The organism is Koromonas soli (assembly GCF_059726265.1).
Genome location: NZ_AP040872.1, coordinates 4,225,955 through 4,244,196 on the forward strand (window position 1 = coordinate 4,225,955; position 18,242 = coordinate 4,244,196).

Sequence of the window (18,242 nt, forward strand, 5' to 3'; positions counted from 1 at the left end):
GTCCAACTCTGGGCAGCGCTCACCTCTGCCATATCACAGCCCAGCGCGGCTGACTCTCTTACGCCGCCCTCTTCGTCCTTCGTGACCTGAACGGCAGAATCAGATTAAGCGGCAGCACTCGTTCACGGCGGCGTTCTGCTTCGAGGTTTTTCGTTCTCGCCGTGAGCAGGTCATCCAGCGAGATCATGCCTAGCAGCTTGCGCCCATTGTTGCGTTCGATCACCGGAAATCGCGTCAGTCCTGTCTCTGCCATGCGATACACAACCACTCGTAACGGCTCATCCGGATGCGCGACTTTGGCTTCTGTTCTGAGCAGTTGTGAAAGAGAGCAACCTGATCCCTGCTGGCACATCTCCGTCATCTCCTGCCGAGTCACCACACCGACAAGTTGCTTCTCGCTATCCACAACAGGATAGAGCCGCTGCCGCTTCGGATGCGTATTCTGACTCAGCACTCTTGATAGTTCGTCGGTTGTGATCTCTGCCGGGAGGGCAACGATGTTCGTCCTCATCACCTCGCGTACAAATAAAATCTCTAGTGGATCTACCGAGTACTCGCGGCTCAGGTGATATCCGCGCCGCGCCACTTTTTCGGTCAGGATCGAACGTCGCAGCGCAAGCACAGTGAACAAATGCGAGATTACGCAGGCAAGCAACAGCGGCAGCATCGCATTCAGATCGTGCGTTAGCTCGATGGCAAAGACCACACCAGTAAAAGGAGACCGCATCGTTCCGCCCAGGATCGCTCCCATTGCGATCAACTGCCAGAATCCCGCGCCTTCATACGGAAGAAATTGTCCGGCGACGCCACCCAGTAATAGCAATGGCGCTAGCACCCCGCCCGATGTTCCTGAGCCCAATGCGGTCGCCCAGATCACGGACTTGACCAGCAGTATCCCAAGCAGAATGCCAGCCGTAGCTTTTCCGGCAAGCAGCACCCCAATGGTGTCGTAACCCACTCCGAGCGCTTGCGGAAAGATCAGTCCCCCCGCGCCCACGACCAGCCCGCCGATTGCCGGCCACCACATCCAATGGATCGGCAGCTTTGCAAAGAGGTCTTCAGCTGCATACACCGCGAAAGTGAGAAGCGCTGATAGCGCTCCGGCCATCAATCCCACAAGCACACACCCGAGCAGTCCCTGCGGACCGATGAAGGTCGGGTGTGGCGGAGTAGGGAATAGCGGTCCCATTCCGATGATGTACCGTCGCGTTGCGGTCGCGGCCACGCTGGCCAGCGCGACAGGGACGAGGCTGCGAGGCTTCCACTCGAATAGCAGCAACTCCACCGACAGCAGCACGGCAGCCAGTGGCGATGCAAACGTTGCAGCCATTCCTGCCGCCGCTCCTGAAACAAGCAGCGTTCTGCGTTCGGTACTGGTCAGGTGAAAGAGCTGCGCTATGAGAGAGCCGAACGCCCCTCCTGTCATGATGATCGGACCTTCAGCTCCGAACGGTCCGCCTGAGCCAATTGAAATTGCGGCAGAGATGGGCTTCAGCACGGCCACTCGCGGTTCGACCTTCCCGCCCCTTAGCAGAATTGCTTCGATGGCTTCTGGAATCCCGTGGCCTCGGATCTTTTCCGACCCATACCGCGCGATGACGCCGATGATTAATGCGCCCACTACTGGCACGAACAACCCGAGCCATCCCAGACGATTTCCCGCCGGCGAGACCAGCGCCGTGCTCCATCGCTGATAAAAGAAAAGGTTCGTGAACAGGCCGATGAGTTTCAGCAGAGCCAGCGCGACAAATGCGCTGATGATCCCAATCACAATCGCGAGCCCCGATATCGGCAACACACTCCAGTTTGTAGTGAAATCGCCGAGGAGTTCCGATCCATTCTGCTTGCTGGTAATGTCTTCTTCAGGAATGTACTTGCGAGTTCCCGCCATTTCCCCAAATGACCCCTTTAACCAACTAAGATGCTGCGATTGGCGGCCGCAAACCGCCTCTGCTCCTGAGTAAGTGCTAACTCAGCGTCTTCCGATTACAGGACAGCCACTCGCCTGCTATTCCTCCTTTCTAAGTTTTCTTCTGCACCCTCCAGGCTCATCGCAATTCTTCGAAATTCGTCTGCGTTCACGGTTCACCTTCCACTTTTGATCCCCGCATTCCTTAGTGTTTTAATTGTGATTCACTCGCACTCGCCCTTGGAGGACGAATTGAACACTGCTCGCGCCCGTTGCCGCCGCCTGGCGGCGTTGTTGCTCTTCTGCACGTTTGCTCTGTTTTCTATTGCGCAGGCCACGCCTGAGAAAAAGCCCGACGAACTCGCCGAATGGATCAAGGACAACTACACCAAGTACGAATACCGCATTCCGATGCGCGACGGTGTTCATTTATTCACCAGTGTTTACGTGCCCAAGGACGCAAGCGAGCAGCACACCTATCCCATCCTGTTTGATCGCACGCCTTACACAGTCGCGCCCTATGGCGTCGACCAATTCAAATCCTCGCTCGGTCCATCCGAGTTGTTCACCCGTTCCAAGTACATCTTTGTCTATCAGGACGTGCGCGGAAAATTCATGAGCGAAGGCACGTTCGTCGATATGCGCCCCTACATCGCGGACAAGAAATCACCCAAGGACATTGATGAGTCCAGCGACACCTACGACACGATCGACTGGCTGGTGAAGAACGTTCGCTCTAACAACGGACGCGTCGGCGTCTGGGGTATTTCCTATCCCGGCTTCTATTCATCGATGGCCGCTATCGACGCGCACCCCGCGCTCAAGGCCGTGTCGCCGCAGGCGCCCATTGCTGACTGGTTCGTCGGAGACGACTTCCATCACAACGGCGCGCTCTATCTACCGCACATGTTCAACTTCATGTACACCTTCGGACAGCCGCGTCCCGAGCCCACCACCAAATGGGCCGAAAAGATCGAACACGGCACGCCCGACGGCTACAGCTTTTTCCTTAATAATGTCGAGCCGCTCTCCAACGTGGATGCAAAGTACTACCACAACAAGGTCGCCTGGTGGGACGAGATCATCCAGCACCCCAACTATGACCAGTTCTGGCGTGCGCGATCCACGCCGCAGTTCTTGCGCAAGATCAAGCCTGCCATGCTCACCGTCGGCGGATGGTTCGATGCCGAAGATCTCTGGGGCGCGCTGCACACCTACAAGTCTGCTAACTCGCAGAGTCCCGATGGTGACGTGAAACTCGTCATGGGACCATGGTTCCACGGTGGTTGGGCGCGCGGCGACGGAGACCATCTTGGGAACGTCTGGTTCAGCGGCAAGCAGAGCGCGTTCTATCGCGAGAAGATTGAGTTTCCCTTCTTCGAGCACCACCTGAAGGGCACTGCCGATCCGCAACTTCCCGAGGCCTACGTCTTTGAAACCGGAACCAATCAGTGGAAGCGCTACGACGCATGGCCTCCCAAGCAGGCCAAGACTGCCGCGCTGTATCTCGGATCAAATGGCCAGCTCAGCTTCGACAAGCCCACTGCTGCGACTGAATTTGACGAATACATCAGCGACCCCGCCAAGCCGGTACCCTTCACCACGGCCACCGAGACCGGCATGACGCGCGAGCACATGACAGATGATCAGCGACAGGCCGGACGACGCACCGATGTGCTTGTCTATCAGACCGCGCCGCTTACCGAAGACGTCACGCTTGCCGGACCTCTTCACCCCGAACTCTTTGTCTCCACCTCTGGTACCGATTCCGACTTTGTCGTGAAACTCATTGACGTGTACCCCGACAGCTATCCCGACAATGAAAACAATCTCAAAGACGTTCACCTCGGCGGTTATCAGCAACTCGTGCGCGGGGAACTCTTCCGTGGACGCTTCCGCAACAGCTACGAAAAGCCCGAGCCATTCGAGCCCAACAAAGTTACGAAGATCTCCTACGAAATGCCCGACGTGAACCATACCTTCCGGCAGGGCCATCGCATCATGGTCCAGATTCAGAGCACCTGGTTCCCGCTCGTGGATCTCAATCCGCAGAAGTTCATTCCCAACATCTATCTCGCCAAACCTTCCGATTTCCAGAAGGCTACGGAGCGCATCTACCACTCCGGCGCGCACGAGTCGCGGGTGAACGTCCTCGTCCTACCTCAGTAATCCCGCAACACACGGGTGCCCCATCCTAAACTCGCGTTCCGAGTTTAGGATGGGGCTTTTGTTTTGCTGTCGTTCTTGCTTTCGCCTTTCATGTGCCATCCTGAGCGAAGCGAAGGGGAGCCCTTCCCCTTCGCAGACGTGCCACCCCGCATCGTTTACCTCGCGGCGAGTATCCTATCTACAGCATGATCTCCGTCCTTAACCTCGGCCGCTGCGACTACGCCACCGCGCTCCACCTTCAAGAAACACTCGTCGAACTCCGCAAGCAGGGTCGTATTCCCAACGTCCTTCTCTTCGTCGAGCACTCTCCGGTCATCACCCTCGGACGTAATGCTCGCGAGTCGAACATTGTTGCTTCCCGCGAGTTTCTCGCTTCCAAAGGCGTTGAGGTCTTCGAGATCAACCGTGGAGGCGACGTCACCTTTCATGGTCCCGGACAACTCGTTGCCTACCCTATCTTCGACCTGCGATCCTTCACGCCCAAGCTTGGAGTTATCGACTACGTGCGTCGTCTCGAAGATGTCCTCATGCGCATCTGCGCGCAGTACTCCATCGAAACGCAGCGCATCGCTGGCATGACCGGCGTCTGGACTCACGCCACGCCTCCTCCTCGCCTCACCCCACGCCTCATGAACCGCGATTACGTCCCATTAGAGGTGGAGACGAATTCAGGTGGAGACGAGCAACCTGCTCACAGTACTCACCACTCCGAGCGCAAGATTGCCGCCATCGGTGTCCACGTCTCGCGCGGAGTTACCTCCCACGGCTTTGCGCTCAACGTCACCACCGACCTTGATTTTTTCAAGCTGATCGTACCTTGCGGACTCACCAAGCCCGTCACTTCGATTGAATTCGAAACCGGCCTGCGCCCCTCGCTCGATGAAGTGATGACCCTTGCCTCGCGCACTTTCGGCGAACTCTTTCGCTCGCAAATGCTCTGGCTCGAGTCCATCCACGACCTCCTGCCCGAAATCTCCGAACCCACATCGGACAATCAAGACACTCCCGCCCGCGCCCCCGAAAATGAGCGACGGATCGCAGGGGACGACATCCATCTCGCTTAGGTGCTCATTTTTCTTGTAGGTTGCTGCTGAGCTGAGTACCATTCCTCATTCGCCATGGACCAGCCTGCGGAAACACCAGCCGAAATCACGCCAGCTCCAGCCGAGCTATCGGTTCCCCAGTTTCTTGCTCCTGCGCCAAAGAAGCGCGCTTTGTGGAAGTGGTCTCTCGCAGCGACCGCCGCATTCCTGGCATTCCTCATGTGGCAATGTGGTTCTGCGCTGTATTCGGGACGCGAAGCGGATGTCGCGGCGGTGACAGACTTTCATGCTGCGTTCAACGAAGGCCGGTACCCGGACATCCTGAGGAATGCAGACGAGAAAGTGTTCAATTCTGAGCGACGTGACGAGTTCCTCAAGATCCTTCAAGCAGTGCACGCCAAGCTTGGCAATGTCGCCGGTGCCAGCAACGTGGAGCGCATCAACGTGAACGCAACTACCAGCGGAACCTTCATCACCACGGTGCACCGCACCACCTTTGAGCATGATGTTGCGGTCGAGACCTTCACATGGAAGAAGTCAGGCAGCACCTTGCACCTATACGGTTACAACATCCAGTCCAACGCATTGATTCTGAATTAGCCTGCCGGCGCCTCTTTGCGCCTGCTTTCCTGCCGCGCCCAACCTGCATCTGCGATAATGACCATAGAGAGGAAACGCTCGCTAGCGCAGCCGTTCGCCGGTCTCGACCTCGCGAAACCTCGCTCACCTTGCGCAACCTCGCGAAACTTTGAACATGCCCACACCGCTTCTCCATTCCAGCGCCACTGCCCTCGAGTTCGAGCGCCTTCGCGACATCGTTCGCGGCAGCTGCCAGTCCGAACTTGGCCAGCAGGCCGTCAACGCCCTCGTGCCCACCGCCGACGCCGAGTGGATCGATCGCCAGCAGCAGCTCACCGCCGAGGTGCGTGCCTTCCTTCGCGCCGGCGGACGCTTCGATTTCGGCGGACTCATCGATCCCACGCAACTCGTCCAGCGCGCGCGCATCAGCGGAGCCACACTCGAGACCACCGAGCTCCGCGACGTCATCCTTCTCATCGACCGCGCCGCCGAGTGGCGCGAAACCGCGACGCACCCACCGCAAGCCATGCGCGACCCGTGGCCCGCCATCGAAGAGCTCTCTGCCGACATTGCCGATTTCACGCCCTTGCTGCGCTATTTTGCCAACAAGCTCTCGCCCGACGGCACGCTGGATGACAATGCTTCACCCGCGCTCACCAGCATCCGGCGCGAAATTGAGAAGCAGCGCCGTTCCATCCAGAACTCCCTGCGCAGCTTTCTTCGCCGCCTCTCCGAAGGCGACGCGCTTCAGGACGAGCTGGTCACCATCCGTGGCGACCGCTTCGTCATCCCCGTCAAAACCGAGCAGAAGCGCCGCGTGCAGGGTGTCGTCCACGGAGCCAGTTCCAGCGGCCAAACCGTCTTCGTCGAGCCCCTCGAAACCATCGAGCAGAACAACGAACTCGTGCGGCTTCTCGAAGACGAACAGGCCGAAATTCAGCGCATCCTCGTCGAGATGACTTCACGCATCGGCCAGCAATCGGAAGCCATTCTCGCCTCGGTCGAAATCCTGCGCGAACTCGAACTCCAATTCGCCAAAGCGCGTTTCGCCGAGCAGTACCAGTGCACCCGCGTCAAGCTTCTCACCGAAGACAGCGCCAACTCGCTCATCCTCATCAACGCTCGTCATCCCGTCATGGAGCGCAATTTGCGCTCGCGTGGTAAGTCTGTCGTTTCGCTCACGCTCGAGATGGATCGCTTTCAGCGCCAGCTCATCATCAGCGGCCCAAACACCGGCGGCAAAACCGTTTCGCTCAAAACCGCAGGCTTGCTCGCTCTCATGGCTCAGGCCGGAATCCCCGTCCCCGCCGAGCGTGCCGATCTCCCCATTTGCGATGCCGTGCTTGCCGATATCGGCGACTCGCAATCCATCGAGCAGAATCTCTCGACGTTCTCCGCACACGTCACCAACATCGATTTCATCTCTCACACCGCCACCGCGCGCTCACTCGTTCTGCTCGATGAACTCGGCTCTGCCACCGATCCCGAAGAAGGTGCTGCGCTTGCCGTCGCCATCGCCGAACATTTCCGCCGTCGTGGATCGCTTACCATCATCTCCACCCATCACACGGCGCTCAAAATCTACGCCACCAACTCGCAAGGGGTAGTGAACGCCGCCGTCGGCTTCGACGAGAAAACTCTCGCACCCACCTACGAGCTTCGCGTCGGAGTTCCCGGCGCATCCGCCGGAATCAACATCGCGCAGCAGATCGGGCTCAATCGCGAGATCATTGCCGACGCCCGTCAGCGTCTCAGCACGCAAACGCAGGACATCGCCGGATTCCTCGACCGCCTCCATTCCGATCTGCGCGACATTCAGAACGAGCGTCTCGAAATTCGCCAGCGCGAGCAGGAGATCGCACGCGAGCGCGCCCGCCTCGAAGCCGAGGGCCTCAAGGAGCAGCGCGATAAAATTCGTGAGTTAGAGAAGAAGCTCGATTCGCTCATGCGCGACTTCGAGTACCACGCCCGCGAAGCCGTCGCTGCCGTGCAGGATCGCGCTGCCGCCCAAAAGTTAAGTAAAGAAGCCGAGCGTCGCATCGCCAAAGCGCGCCGCGAGTTCCGCGAGCAATTCAATCAAACCGTCGTTGCCCACACCACCGGAGCCGACCGCGGTGACGAAAACGCCCGCCCGCACGTTGTCTCACGCGTTACAGTGGGTGACACCGTCCATCTCAAGTCCATCGGACGCAGCGGCAAGGTCGTTCGCAAACTCGATGACGAAGCCATCGAAGTGCAGGTCGGTCCCATGAAGATGCGCGTGCCGCTCGATGACATTGCCGCAGTCATTGCGCAGGCCGCCAACAATCCCGTGCAGGCTGCGCGCAGCAAAGGCATCAATGTCCGCCTGCGCGACGAAGACGAATCCGCCCCCACTGAGCTCAACGTCATTGGACACAATGTTGACGAGGCTACTGCCGAGGTCGAGAAGTTTGTGGATCGCGCTTTCCTCGCCGGACTCTCGCACATCCGCATCGTGCATGGCTCCGGCATGGGAATCCTGCGACGCGCTCTGCGTGACTACCTCAAGCGCCATCCGCAAGTCGTCAACGTCACCGAGCCTCCGCAAAACCAGGGCGGCGGCGGTGCCACCGAAGTAGAACTCAAGGTATGAAATTTCAAAACCTGTACATCACCCCAAAATTCACAATCGGATAAAACCGCAGCGGGTGTAATTCGCGACTGATCTTTCTCCGCTCTGCCGCGAGATTCGTTTCAAAATCGTCATACGACACCACCGACGCGCACGTTCGCGGATTGGGTGAGTTGCACGCGCTGCCTTGCATTGTCAGGTCAAACTGCGGTGTTCCTGCAAACGCCACTCCCGCCTCGATAGGAAACGTGAAGTGTCGTTTGCTTCGCGGAATCGCGTTCCCCCAACCTACGCTCAAGGTCGGCGCCACTTTGCGCGACAGCACAACCCTGCCAACTCCATGCAAAGGATCTTTTGAGCTGCTGTAGTAGTCCACGTCGTTGAAAGTGATCGTGCGCCCGCCTGGAACGAATGCCACTGCCCGCGCATTCATCTGCTGAAACACCGCTATTCCGCTGCTGATCCTGAAACCGTGGAGGAACGGATACACGTCATACGACAGCCGCACATCTCCTGTGCGGAGCCTCCCGTTGTATCCCACACTATCTCTCTTCAGGTCTGCCGAGATGCTCAGGAAATGTCCGTCCAGACGCAGGTTCGAACGGTTGTTCAAGATCGTGACCAGCTCGAATCCCGGCCCCATCGTGCCTGCCGAGAATCCCAGCGCAAATCTCGAAAATGGACGAATTGACTTCGGCACGCCGGCACCAGTGCTGACGTTCACCGCAATTGCGGCGGCTGCATCGTTATCACCTGCATAGGCACGGGGAGAAGGGAGGCAAACAACCAGCAGAACAGCGAATAAGGTTCTGATCCCACCACCAACAGCGGTCTTGCAATCCATACAAGGGGCTTCCTCTGCGCACTCAACTTACAGACATCGCAGACTCGGTATGGATGAGTCGGAGCAATTTCAGGTTGGAACAGAGATCGGCAGAAAGCGTGCGCTTACAAATGAAAATAAACAGCGGGTGCTCTCACTTCAAACCATCCACTGAATACAAGTCTGTCAGTATGCGCACATAGCCGTATGCATAGTGTTTTCCGTCGGGCGTAATCTGAACTGGCCCAATGTTTATCAATCCTGCGCGGTCATCCGGCATAAATTGGCGCACTTCTTTCTCCCCGCCTGTCGTCAGGTTCACCGCCATCAGCCGCACTGGAACGTCGCTCGCGCGATACATGTAAACCGTGTTGTCGTCTTCCGCCCATCCGGCAAAGCGATCCAGTCGCTCGCTAACCGGAACTTCGCGCAGCTCTCCTCCCTCGACGGGAGTCACGATTAGTTTCCCCTGCATATCTCTCAGCAACACTCGTTTTCCGTCCTGCGATGCACCGATTGCGATTGAGCCTTCGGGCCCTATCGGCGAAGTCTTGCCTGTGTTTTCGTCCATCACAAATGGTCGATTGGCATGGCCCGGTTCTGATCCGTTGAATACGATCTTTCCTCCCAGCAGCCAGAACGCAAATGTCCCGTGATTCAGAGAATCATTTTTCGTGAGATGCCGTTCCTCGCCCACGCCCAGCGGCACAGCAACCAACTGTCTCGGGGTGGCCATCGTCGCTATCAGCACCCACTTTTTGTCAGGAGAAAATGACAACGCAAAACCCTCTGCCAGCCGTGTCGGCAGCGAGCCATCCATCTTGCGCACATACACCGAGTAGTTTGGTCCTCCACCCTCACCCTGCTCGTCAAACAGCAACATCGAACCATCGTTTGAGAGTGCTACATTGCGCGTCCAGTCCAGAAAGCTGTAATCGTGCTCCTTGTCATCATTCGCTCCGCGCGCCGAAACCGAGCGCCGCGATGCATCCACCGTCATCAGCAGCTGTCCGCTGCGGCTCACATCATGCAAAATCACTCGCCCCAGCGGGCGCAGTACCAGCCGCTGTTTTCCTTCGGGTGTCACCGCATAGAGCGAGCTGTTGATTCCCGTATCGCTCGCCGTAAACAAGATTTCGTTTCCCTTTGCGCTCCACGCCAGCCCAACTGCGCTTGACCAGTCGCGCGAGAGGTCATGCTTCTTTCCCGCACTGTCTATCAGTGCGACTCTCCCCTGATCATCGCCAAACAGCAAATGATCGAAGAATGCCACCGATTTTCCGTCCGGAGATACGCGCGGCGAACTAATCCACCCTTGCGTGCGATACAGAACTTTCCCCACCGGATACTCAAGTCGGCATTCATTGCCCACATAGCGCGCCACAGCATACGAGTTCCCATCAGGAGCCCAGTCTGCCTCCTGCACGTCCTCAAGAATTGGCCTCGGCGTTCCGCCCGTCATCGGCACCCGCGCCAGCGTCCCCGCCGATGCCCAGTAAGTCAGGATTTTTCGATTGAGCACCACCAGCAGTTCACCATTCGCTGAGACCGCAACCGCGTCCGCCTTCGGCAGCCCGAGCGATGTTGAACCGATCGCCTCCGGCTTGGTCGAGAATGATTCCGCTTCGTTGCCCTCCCACTTCGCCGTGTACACAATCGTGTGTCCGTCCGGAGCGTACCTTGCGTACACAATGCTGCCGCGCCGAAACGTCATGCGATGAAACCTCGGCTGCGACTCGGGAGGATTCGTGTACCGCCCCAGCAGAAACGCCGCAATTCCCACCAGCAACGCCGTGCCTATTACCGCCGGCACCACTCCGCGCCACCTTCTGCGCGCTCGCTTCTCTTCGGTCGCAACCGCGCTGCTGCTATGCGAAATCGATTCCAGCGTGTACGCAATATCCTGTGCCGATTGCAGCCGGTCTTCAGGATTCTTCTCTAGGCAGCGTTCGACAATACTCTCCAGCGCTGGCGACACATTCGGATTCGATTGCGTTAGCTCCGGCGGTTCCTGGTTCAAAATGGCGGACATCGTCTCGGCAGCCGAATCGCCTTTGAACGCGCGCTTCCCGCTTAACATCTCGTACAGAATCGCGCCAAACGCAAACAGGTCTGCACGCGCATCCACCGTCTTGCCCCGCACCTGCTCAGGAGACATGTATCCCACCGTGCCCAGCACCGTCCCCGGTTCGCTCCCTACGGTTCCCATCATGGTGGAGTCGTCCGAAAGCCGCTCCGGACCGATCAGCTTCGCCAACCCAAAGTCCAGAATCTTCACTCGCCGGTCGCGTGTAATGAAGATGTTTTCCGGCTTCAGATCCCGATGCACAATGCCTTTGCCGTGTGCCGCCGCCAGCCCTCGGGCAATCTGCTGTGCATAGTCGATTGCTTTCCTTATGGGCAGCGGTCCTGCTCGCAACTGCTCGCGCAGAGTCTCGCCCGCGAGCAATTCACTCACAATGTAGGGAGAGCCGTCCTGACGTCCCACGTCATACACGGCCAGAATGTTCGGATGATTCAGACTGGCTGCCGCTCGCGCTTCCTGCTCAAATCTCTGCAGCCGCATTCCATCGGAGTGGAGCGATGCGGGAATGACTTTGACCGCCACCTCGCGGCCCAGTCTCGCATCGCGTGCGCGATACACTTCGCCCATACCGCCCGTGCCGACAGTCTCGAGCACTTCGTATGGTCCCAGCTTCGTGCCAGTGTTGAGCGCCATCCTTCTCACTCCCGCGTAGCCGACATTCTACCCGCATCCCGAGTGGCCGAATTGAGCGCACTTCTCTTTGCTGCCCACTATCGTGCGACTTCGGATCAACTTTGCGTAACCAATCTTTTGGAAATTCGAAAGCCGAGGAAGAACTGGGGGAGGGGAAGTTTCGTTCTTGCGCGGCAGGCTCTCTTCCCGCCGCGCATTTTGACAACGTTAAGCCGCCTCGCTCCAGGCGTCCGAACCGTGTTGTTTCACCATTTTGTTGTAAACACCCAAAATCAGGAACGGCGCAGCCCACTGTCCTACGAACAGCGCCCAATCAGTCTTATGCAACGCCTTCAGCGCGGCTGAAACAGCAATCGATCCGATTGCCAACGCCAGATAGCCGCTCGACGGAACTTTCGAAGTCTGAGCTTCGATCGCTCCAGTCACGACATCTTCCCTTTGTCCTTGGTACACCTTTGATTGCATCTGCTTTGCACCACTCGTTTCGTTGAATTTACGCCCTCCGAAACACATCGTTCCGGTTATCGGCGCATTAAGTGGATATGACGACATCCGCCTCGACCGGGACCGGGGCTGCTCAAACTCGTTGTCGCAAGCGTTAAAACTGTTGTCCGCTCCTAGGCTAGTTCAGCTCTAACCGACACGCCAAAATGCGCCGAGATCGTTTTGCCTTGCAATCCAGGAAAAACGATGTGAACGCCTATTGTTTAAAATGTCCTTACCCATGACATCGCGACTCGATCAGCAGATCAATTTCATCCTCGAAATCGACAAGCTCAAACAAATCCTGCGGCAAACGCCCGTCAGCGGCGATATTCGCCGTCAGGAAAACAGTGCCGAGCACTCCTGGCACATCGCTATCATGGCCTCGCTGCTTGCCGAGTACGCTCCCGAACCGGTCAACGTTTCGCGCGTCGTTGGCATGCTCCTCGTCCACGACGTCGTCGAAATCGATGCTGGAGACACCTTCGCCTACGACACCGTCGGTTACAGTGACAAGGAAGAACGCGAGCGACTCGCTGCAGACCGTCTCTTCGGTCTCCTCCCCGCCTCTCAGTCCGCCGAAGTCCGCGCTCTCTGGGACGAGTTCGAGGCCTTCTCCACCCCTGAATCCCGTTACGCCAATGCCCTCGACCGCCTGCAGCCTCTTTTGCTCAATTCCCGCACCGGCGGAGGCTCCTGGCGCAGCCACCACATCACGCGCGACAAGGTTCTAGCCCGCATGGAACCCATCCGCACCGGCCTCCCCGACCTCTGGCCCGTCGTCATGTCCATCGTTGATGACGCCTGCACCCGCGGCTGGATCACCTGCTCCTAACTTGCCTCTGCTGTTGCTTTTGCCTTTGCTGTTGCTGTTTCAGTCGCTCTTGCAGTTGCTCTTGCTTTTGTTGTTGCTTGTGTTTTTCGGTGTCATCCTGAGGCGAAGCCGAAGGATCGGGGTTGCTCTTGGTTTTGCCTTTGCTGTCGCTGTTGCTCTTGCTTCTGCTCTTGTTCTGAAGGTGTCATCCTGAGGCGAAGCCGAAGGATCCCAGCGCCGACTGCCTCTCCTCTTCCGCCCCAGGTCACCTACCACGGCTCCTGCGTCGGCGCCCCTACTGCCTTTCCCTAACTTTACCCCTCAGCGAAAACATTTACATGCACCAATCAAGTCGCATTTTGCACACCCCCTTAGGGCGAAAAACCCTATAATCACAGCTTTTCCACACATCACCTTGGGGCAGACTATAGCTGTGGCTAACCCCGGAGACTTCGCATATCAGGTCAAGCAGCAGGCCGACATCGTCCGCATCATCGGCGAGTACGTAAAGCTGCGCAAAGCCGGTGCCCAGAACTTCTCCGGCCTTTGCCCCTTTCACGGAGAGAAAACCCCATCATTTTCCGTCCACGCCACGCGCCAATATTTCCATTGCTTCGGTTGCGGAGTCTCCGGCGACGTCTTCACCTTCATTCAGAAGATTGAAAACATCACCTTCCCTGAAGCCGTTCGCGCCGTCGCCCAAAAGCTTGGCATCGCCGCCCCAAAGGTGCAGTTCAGCTCCCCTCAGGAGGCCAAGGAGGCCCGCACCCGCGGTCTTCTGCTCGATCTGCACGAGGCCGCCTGCCTCTGGTTTCAGGAACAGCTTCGCCGTCCCGAGGGTGCCGCCGCCCGCGAATACCTCCATGGTCGCGGACTCGATGACGACGCCATCGCTCGCTTCCGCATTGGTTTTGCCCCCGAATCCGGCTTCCTCCTGCGTGACAAGCTCAAGGGTCTTGCCGACGAAGACGCTCTCCGCGAGAGTGGCTTGTTCAGCTGGAAAGACCGTGAAGACTCCCGCTCCAGCGAGCCGGCCCGTCCTACCCCTGCCGCGCTCTACAGCAAGTTTCGCAACCGGGTGATGTTCCCCATCTGCAACGAGAACGGCAAGGTCATCGCCTTCACCGGGCGCACCCTCGCCACCGACGAAAAAGCTGGCCCCAAGTACCTCAACTCGCCCGAGACGCCCATCTACACCAAGTCTCGCGTGTTGTTTAACTTGCACTTGGCCAAGGAAGCCATTCGCCGCCTCGACTACATCATCCTCGTCGAGGGCCAAATGGATTGCATCTCGGTCTTCAACGCCGGATACCACAACGTCATCGCCTCCAGCGGCACCGCCTTCACCGAGGCCCAGGCGCGACTCCTAGCCCGCTTCAGCAAGAAGATCGTCGTCAACTTCGATCCTGACACCGCCGGAGCCGCAGCCGCCGAGCGCTCACTCTCCTTGCTCGTCAGCGAAGACTTTGAGATCCGCATCGTCTCCCTCGAGCAGGGATTCGATCCCGACCTCTACGTCCGCAAGAAGGGAACCGCCGCCTACGGGGCCGCGCTCCAGTCTTCGCAGAAGTATTTCGACTACCTCATCGAACGCGCTCAGGCACAGTTCCCCCGCACCGCCGAAGGCAAGGTCAAGGCCGTCAACTACCTTCTGCCCCACATTCAGCGCGTCACCAGTCGCATCGTTCGCGACGAGCTGGCGGCCGATGTCTCGCAGAAACTGCAAATCGACTCCGCCGTACTCCGGCAGGAACTTCGCCATGTCGCCACCGCGCGCACTTCCACGCACCTCACGCCCCCTCCCACCTCGCCGATTACCGAGGCTGAACGCCTTCTCCTTCAGGCACTTACCTGTGGCCCCGAGGTTTCGTTCTCCTACACCGACGAGAACGGTCAGGAGCAGATGTACAACCCTGCCGAGCAGGCCTACTACTCCCTCAGCTCCGAGCAGTTGCACAAGGGCCTTCGCGCCGAGGCTCTTATCGATGCCATCCTCAAGGGCCTTGCCGACGGTGCCGACCTCATGTCGCTGCCCCTTTCCGATGAGGATCGCACGCTGTTCATGTCCGTTATCATGAAGGATCACGAATCCCTCACCGCCGAGCTTCTCCACGGAGCCATCGACGCCCTGCGCCGACGCCAGCTCGAACATCGCCAGCGCGACCTTCGCCGCCAGATCGCTGAAGCCGAGCGCAAGAACGACCCCGCCGCCCTCGCCCGCTTCCTCCAGGAAAAGCAGCAAGTGGACTCCGCCCTCCGCCAAGCCAAAACTGTTTGAAGAACCTGCTTGCATTCATAGCCAAAAAGGGCCAAAATTCCGCACCAGCAAACCTGTGGGGGTGAGCCAATGGCACAACTGTGGACAATGAGGCGGCAGGACCGCGCAACTGACGAGGTAGAGGCTCGTCAAATCCTTACCAATGGCGAGTACGGAATCCTCAGCACCGTCGGCCCTGATGGCGATCCCTATGGCCTGCCCGTCAGCTATGTGTTCCGCGACGACGCCATCTACTTTCATTCCGCCCCCGAGGGACGCAAGATCGAGCACCTCAACGCCGTTCCGCACGTCAGCTTTTGTGTTGTCGGACACACCGAGGTTCAGCCCGAAATGTTCAGCACTCGATACCAGAGCGCCATTGCCTCCGGCGATGTCCGCGAGCTTGAGGGCGAGGAGAAGATGGCCGCGCTGCGCCTGCTGATCCAGAAGTATTCCCCCGAGTTCTTGGAGCAGGGAATGGAGTACGTTGCTTCGTCCCACTCCGCCACCCGGGTATTTGCCATCCAGGTCGCCCATCTCACCGGCAAGCGCCGCCGCTAGACGACTTCCGGTCGAGTGGCCCCCACTCGATCTCTGCTTGCTTTTTTGTTCCTGGACATCAGCTTTGCCTCTTATTTCACCCCTCAGAACGTCGCTGGATTCATCACAATTCCTTGCTTTTCCCCCTTCTGTCTGCAAAAATGTTGAAGTTCCCGAACCTTGGGGAGTTCTCCGCCATCTAAAGGCTTAAGGCCTTCTCGCCCAGATAGGCGACTTTGCCCGTTGCGGAGCGGGCACTCGTGTATTGCGTGGTTAAGGATGAGGGTTGTTGCGGCTCTTTGTCGGTCGGAAAGCGACCGAGAGGCCGACTTGTGTGCTTTACGGGCTTCCCTCGGCCCGACCAAATGTTTTCTTTCGGCTGCCTATGGCGCCAGTGAAGGGTATTACTCTTGGCTCTCGACGATAAATACGAAGATATCCAAAAGTTGATCGATACCGGCAAGGAGAAAGGTTTCCTCACCTACAACGAGGTGAATGACCTGCTGCCGAACGATATCAACTCCCCCGACGATCTCGACGACCTGCTCGGAATGATCGGCACTCAGGGAATCAATGTCCTTGAGGACACCAAGCTTCCCTCTGAAAAGAAGTTCGATTCCGACGAAGATTCCGAAGACGTCGAGCTTGATCTCACTCCCGGTGCGCTGGAAAAGACGAACGACCCTGTTCGCATGTACCTGCGCGAAATGGGCACCGTCCCCCTGCTCACCCGAGAAGGTGAAGTAGAAATCGCCAAGCGCATCGAGCGCGGCCAGATACGCGTTCTCAAGTCTCTATCGCGCTCGGCCATTGTCATCCGCGAAGTTCTCGCCATCGGCGATGATCTCAAGCGTGGCGTGCGTTCCGTCAAGGAAGTGGTGGTCTTCGACGAAGAAGAGATCACCGACGAGGTCATGAACAGCCGCCTCAAGGAGATCACTTCCAAGATCGACGACCTCGGCCGCCATTACAAGAAGGGCCTTGGCTTCGCCGCCAAGCTCAACGAACTTGGCCCCGCCGGCAAGGACAAGAAGAAGGCAAAGGACTATCGCAAGCTGCACTGGGCTCTCGGACGCGCCCAGGTCGAGGTCAGCCGATCGATCCGCAACCTGCGCTTCACCAATCAGGAGCGCAAGCGCCTCATCGACCGCGTCAACAAGACGGTTGAGAACATGAAGGCCTTGGATCGCCAGGTCCTCAACCTCGAAAAGCGCTGCGAGTTCACCAAGAACGAAGAGCAGAAGAAGGAAATCCGCAAGCAGATCAAGACCGTGCGCACCGACATGGAGCGCATCGAGGTCGAGGCCGGAGCCGTCTTCAGCGAACTCAAGCGCACTCAGCGCGAAATCATCCAGGGCGACATGGATGCCGAGCACGCCAAGCGCGAGCTCATCGAGGCCAACCTGCGCCTCGTCGTCTCCATCGCCAAGAAGTACACCAACCGCGGCCTGCAGTTCCTCGATCTCATTCAGGAAGGCAACATCGGCCTCATGAAGGCCGTCGACAAGTTCGAGTACCGCCGCGGCTACAAGTTCTCGACCTATGCCACCTGGTGGATTCGTCAGGCCATCACGCGTGCGATTGCCGATCAGGCCCGCACCATCCGCATCCCGGTGCACATGATCGAGACCATCAACAAGCTCATCCGCACCAGCCGCCAGCTTGTGCAGGAACTCGGTCGCGAGCCAACCTCGGAAGAGATCGCGCGCCGCATGGACATCCCTGTCGCCAAGGTCCGCAAGGTCCTCAAGATCGCGCAGGAGCCCATCTCACTCGAAACTCCCATCGGCGAAGAAGAAGATTCGCACCTTGGAGATTTCATCGAGGATCGCGCCGTCGTCTCGCCCGCCGAGGCCGTCATCAACGTGAACCTCAAGGACCAGACCTCGCAGGTCCTGCGCACCCTGACCCCTCGCGAAGAGAAGGTCATCAAGATGCGCTTCGGCCTCGAAGACGGCTCCGAGCACACGCTCGAAGAAGTCGGCCAGTCCTTCGCTGTCACCCGCGAGCGCATCCGCCAGATCGAAGCCAAGGCCCTGCGCAAACTGCGCCACCCCTCGCGCTCCCGCAAACTCCGCGCCTTCATGGACGGCGTTCACGACTAGCGCAACATCGCTTCAGCAACACAAAGGGCACGGCTTCCGCCGTGCCCTTACTTTTTCATTTTATTTGAGGTGTCACTGAGCGAAGCGAAGGACCTCGGGGTTGCATTTGCTCTTGCTCTTGTTCCTGCCCTGCTCTTGCTCTTGCTCTTGTTCTTGCTCTTGAGGTGTCACTGAGCAAAGCGAAGGACCTCGGGGTTGCATTTGCTCT

The 18,242-nt window shown here is 58.3% G+C and carries 12 protein-coding genes; 8 read left to right on the forward strand and 4 right to left on the reverse strand.

Features of this window, described 5'->3' with window-relative positions:
• Window positions 1-58 precede the first annotated feature (58 nt).
• Entirely contained in the window at window positions 59-1,891 is a 1,833-nt protein-coding gene (locus tag AC6IY8_RS18415) for a chloride channel protein (protein WP_497776235.1), read from the reverse strand.
• Window positions 1,892-2,161: 270 nt separating this feature from the next.
• Between AC6IY8_RS18415 and AC6IY8_RS18420 the strand changes: the two genes are divergently transcribed.
• From AC6IY8_RS18420 to AC6IY8_RS18435, 4 genes are all read left to right on the forward strand, one after another.
• On the forward strand, window positions 2,162-4,078 hold the full coding sequence (locus AC6IY8_RS18420; protein WP_497776236.1) for a CocE/NonD family hydrolase: 1,917 nt from the start codon (window positions 2,162-2,164) through the stop codon (window positions 4,076-4,078).
• Window positions 4,079-4,263: 185 nt separating this feature from the next.
• Entirely contained in the window at window positions 4,264-5,142 is an 879-nt protein-coding gene (gene lipB / locus AC6IY8_RS18425) for a lipoyl(octanoyl) transferase LipB (protein WP_497776237.1), read from the forward strand.
• A 54-nt stretch (window positions 5,143-5,196) separates the two neighbouring features.
• Window positions 5,197-5,721: a hypothetical protein gene (locus AC6IY8_RS18430; protein WP_497776238.1), complete on the forward strand. Its 525-nt coding sequence runs from the start codon at window positions 5,197-5,199 to the stop codon at window positions 5,719-5,721.
• A 154-nt stretch (window positions 5,722-5,875) separates the two neighbouring features.
• Window positions 5,876-8,314: an endonuclease MutS2 gene (locus AC6IY8_RS18435; protein ID WP_497776240.1), complete on the forward strand. Its 2,439-nt coding sequence runs from the start codon at window positions 5,876-5,878 to the stop codon at window positions 8,312-8,314.
• A 4-nt stretch (window positions 8,315-8,318) separates the two neighbouring features.
• Here the strand turns inward: AC6IY8_RS18435 and AC6IY8_RS18440 are convergent, their stop codons facing one another.
• From AC6IY8_RS18440 to AC6IY8_RS18450, 3 genes are all read right to left on the reverse strand, one after another.
• Entirely contained in the window at window positions 8,319-9,137 is an 819-nt protein-coding gene (locus AC6IY8_RS18440; protein WP_497776241.1) for a hypothetical protein, read from the reverse strand.
• 133 nt (window positions 9,138-9,270) lie between these two features.
• Window positions 9,271-11,835, reverse strand: coding sequence for a protein kinase domain-containing protein (locus AC6IY8_RS18445; RefSeq protein WP_497776242.1), 2,565 nt, complete (start codon window positions 11,833-11,835; stop codon window positions 9,271-9,273).
• A 207-nt stretch (window positions 11,836-12,042) separates the two neighbouring features.
• A complete protein-coding gene (locus AC6IY8_RS18450) occupies window positions 12,043-12,261 on the reverse strand; it encodes a hypothetical protein (RefSeq protein ID WP_497776243.1) in 219 nt (72 codons plus the stop codon).
• 298 nt (window positions 12,262-12,559) lie between these two features.
• Here AC6IY8_RS18450 and AC6IY8_RS18455 point away from each other — a divergent pair, with 298 nt between their 5' ends.
• From AC6IY8_RS18455 to rpoD, 4 genes are all read left to right on the forward strand, one after another.
• Window positions 12,560-13,153: an HD domain-containing protein gene (locus tag AC6IY8_RS18455; protein WP_497776244.1), complete on the forward strand. Its 594-nt coding sequence runs from the start codon at window positions 12,560-12,562 to the stop codon at window positions 13,151-13,153.
• Between the two features lie 412 nt (window positions 13,154-13,565).
• Complete coding sequence (gene dnaG, locus AC6IY8_RS18460; protein ID WP_497776245.1) at window positions 13,566-15,410, forward strand: DNA primase; 1,845 nt, start codon at window positions 13,566-13,568, stop codon at window positions 15,408-15,410.
• A 69-nt stretch (window positions 15,411-15,479) separates the two neighbouring features.
• Window positions 15,480-15,950 carry a pyridoxamine 5'-phosphate oxidase family protein gene (locus AC6IY8_RS18465; RefSeq protein ID WP_497776247.1) on the forward strand — a complete coding sequence of 157 codons (471 nt, stop codon included), beginning with the start codon at window positions 15,480-15,482 and terminating at the stop codon, window positions 15,948-15,950.
• 389 nt (window positions 15,951-16,339) lie between these two features.
• Window positions 16,340-18,034: an RNA polymerase sigma factor RpoD gene (gene rpoD / locus AC6IY8_RS18470; protein WP_497776249.1), complete on the forward strand. Its 1,695-nt coding sequence runs from the start codon at window positions 16,340-16,342 to the stop codon at window positions 18,032-18,034.
• Window positions 18,035-18,242 lie beyond the last annotated feature (208 nt).

What these genes read in the sequence shown, in the direction of transcription:
- AC6IY8_RS18415 (WP_497776235.1), bottom strand. Translation starts at nt 1,891, where the DNA reads ATGGCGGGAACTCGCAAGTACATTCCTGAAGAAGACATTACCAGCAAG.
- lipB (WP_497776237.1), top strand. Translation starts at nt 4,264, where the DNA reads ATGATCTCCGTCCTTAACCTCGGCCGCTGCGACTACGCCACCGCGCTC.
- AC6IY8_RS18430 (WP_497776238.1), top strand. Translation starts at nt 5,197, where the DNA reads ATGGACCAGCCTGCGGAAACACCAGCCGAAATCACGCCAGCTCCAGCC.
- AC6IY8_RS18435 (WP_497776240.1), top strand. Translation starts at nt 5,876, where the DNA reads ATGCCCACACCGCTTCTCCATTCCAGCGCCACTGCCCTCGAGTTCGAG.
- AC6IY8_RS18440 (WP_497776241.1), bottom strand. Translation starts at nt 9,137, where the DNA reads ATGGATTGCAAGACCGCTGTTGGTGGTGGGATCAGAACCTTATTCGCT.
- AC6IY8_RS18445 (WP_497776242.1), bottom strand. Translation starts at nt 11,835, where the DNA reads ATGGCGCTCAACACTGGCACGAAGCTGGGACCATACGAAGTGCTCGAG.
- AC6IY8_RS18455 (WP_497776244.1), top strand. Translation starts at nt 12,560, where the DNA reads ATGACATCGCGACTCGATCAGCAGATCAATTTCATCCTCGAAATCGAC.
- AC6IY8_RS18465 (WP_497776247.1), top strand. Translation starts at nt 15,480, where the DNA reads ATGGCACAACTGTGGACAATGAGGCGGCAGGACCGCGCAACTGACGAG.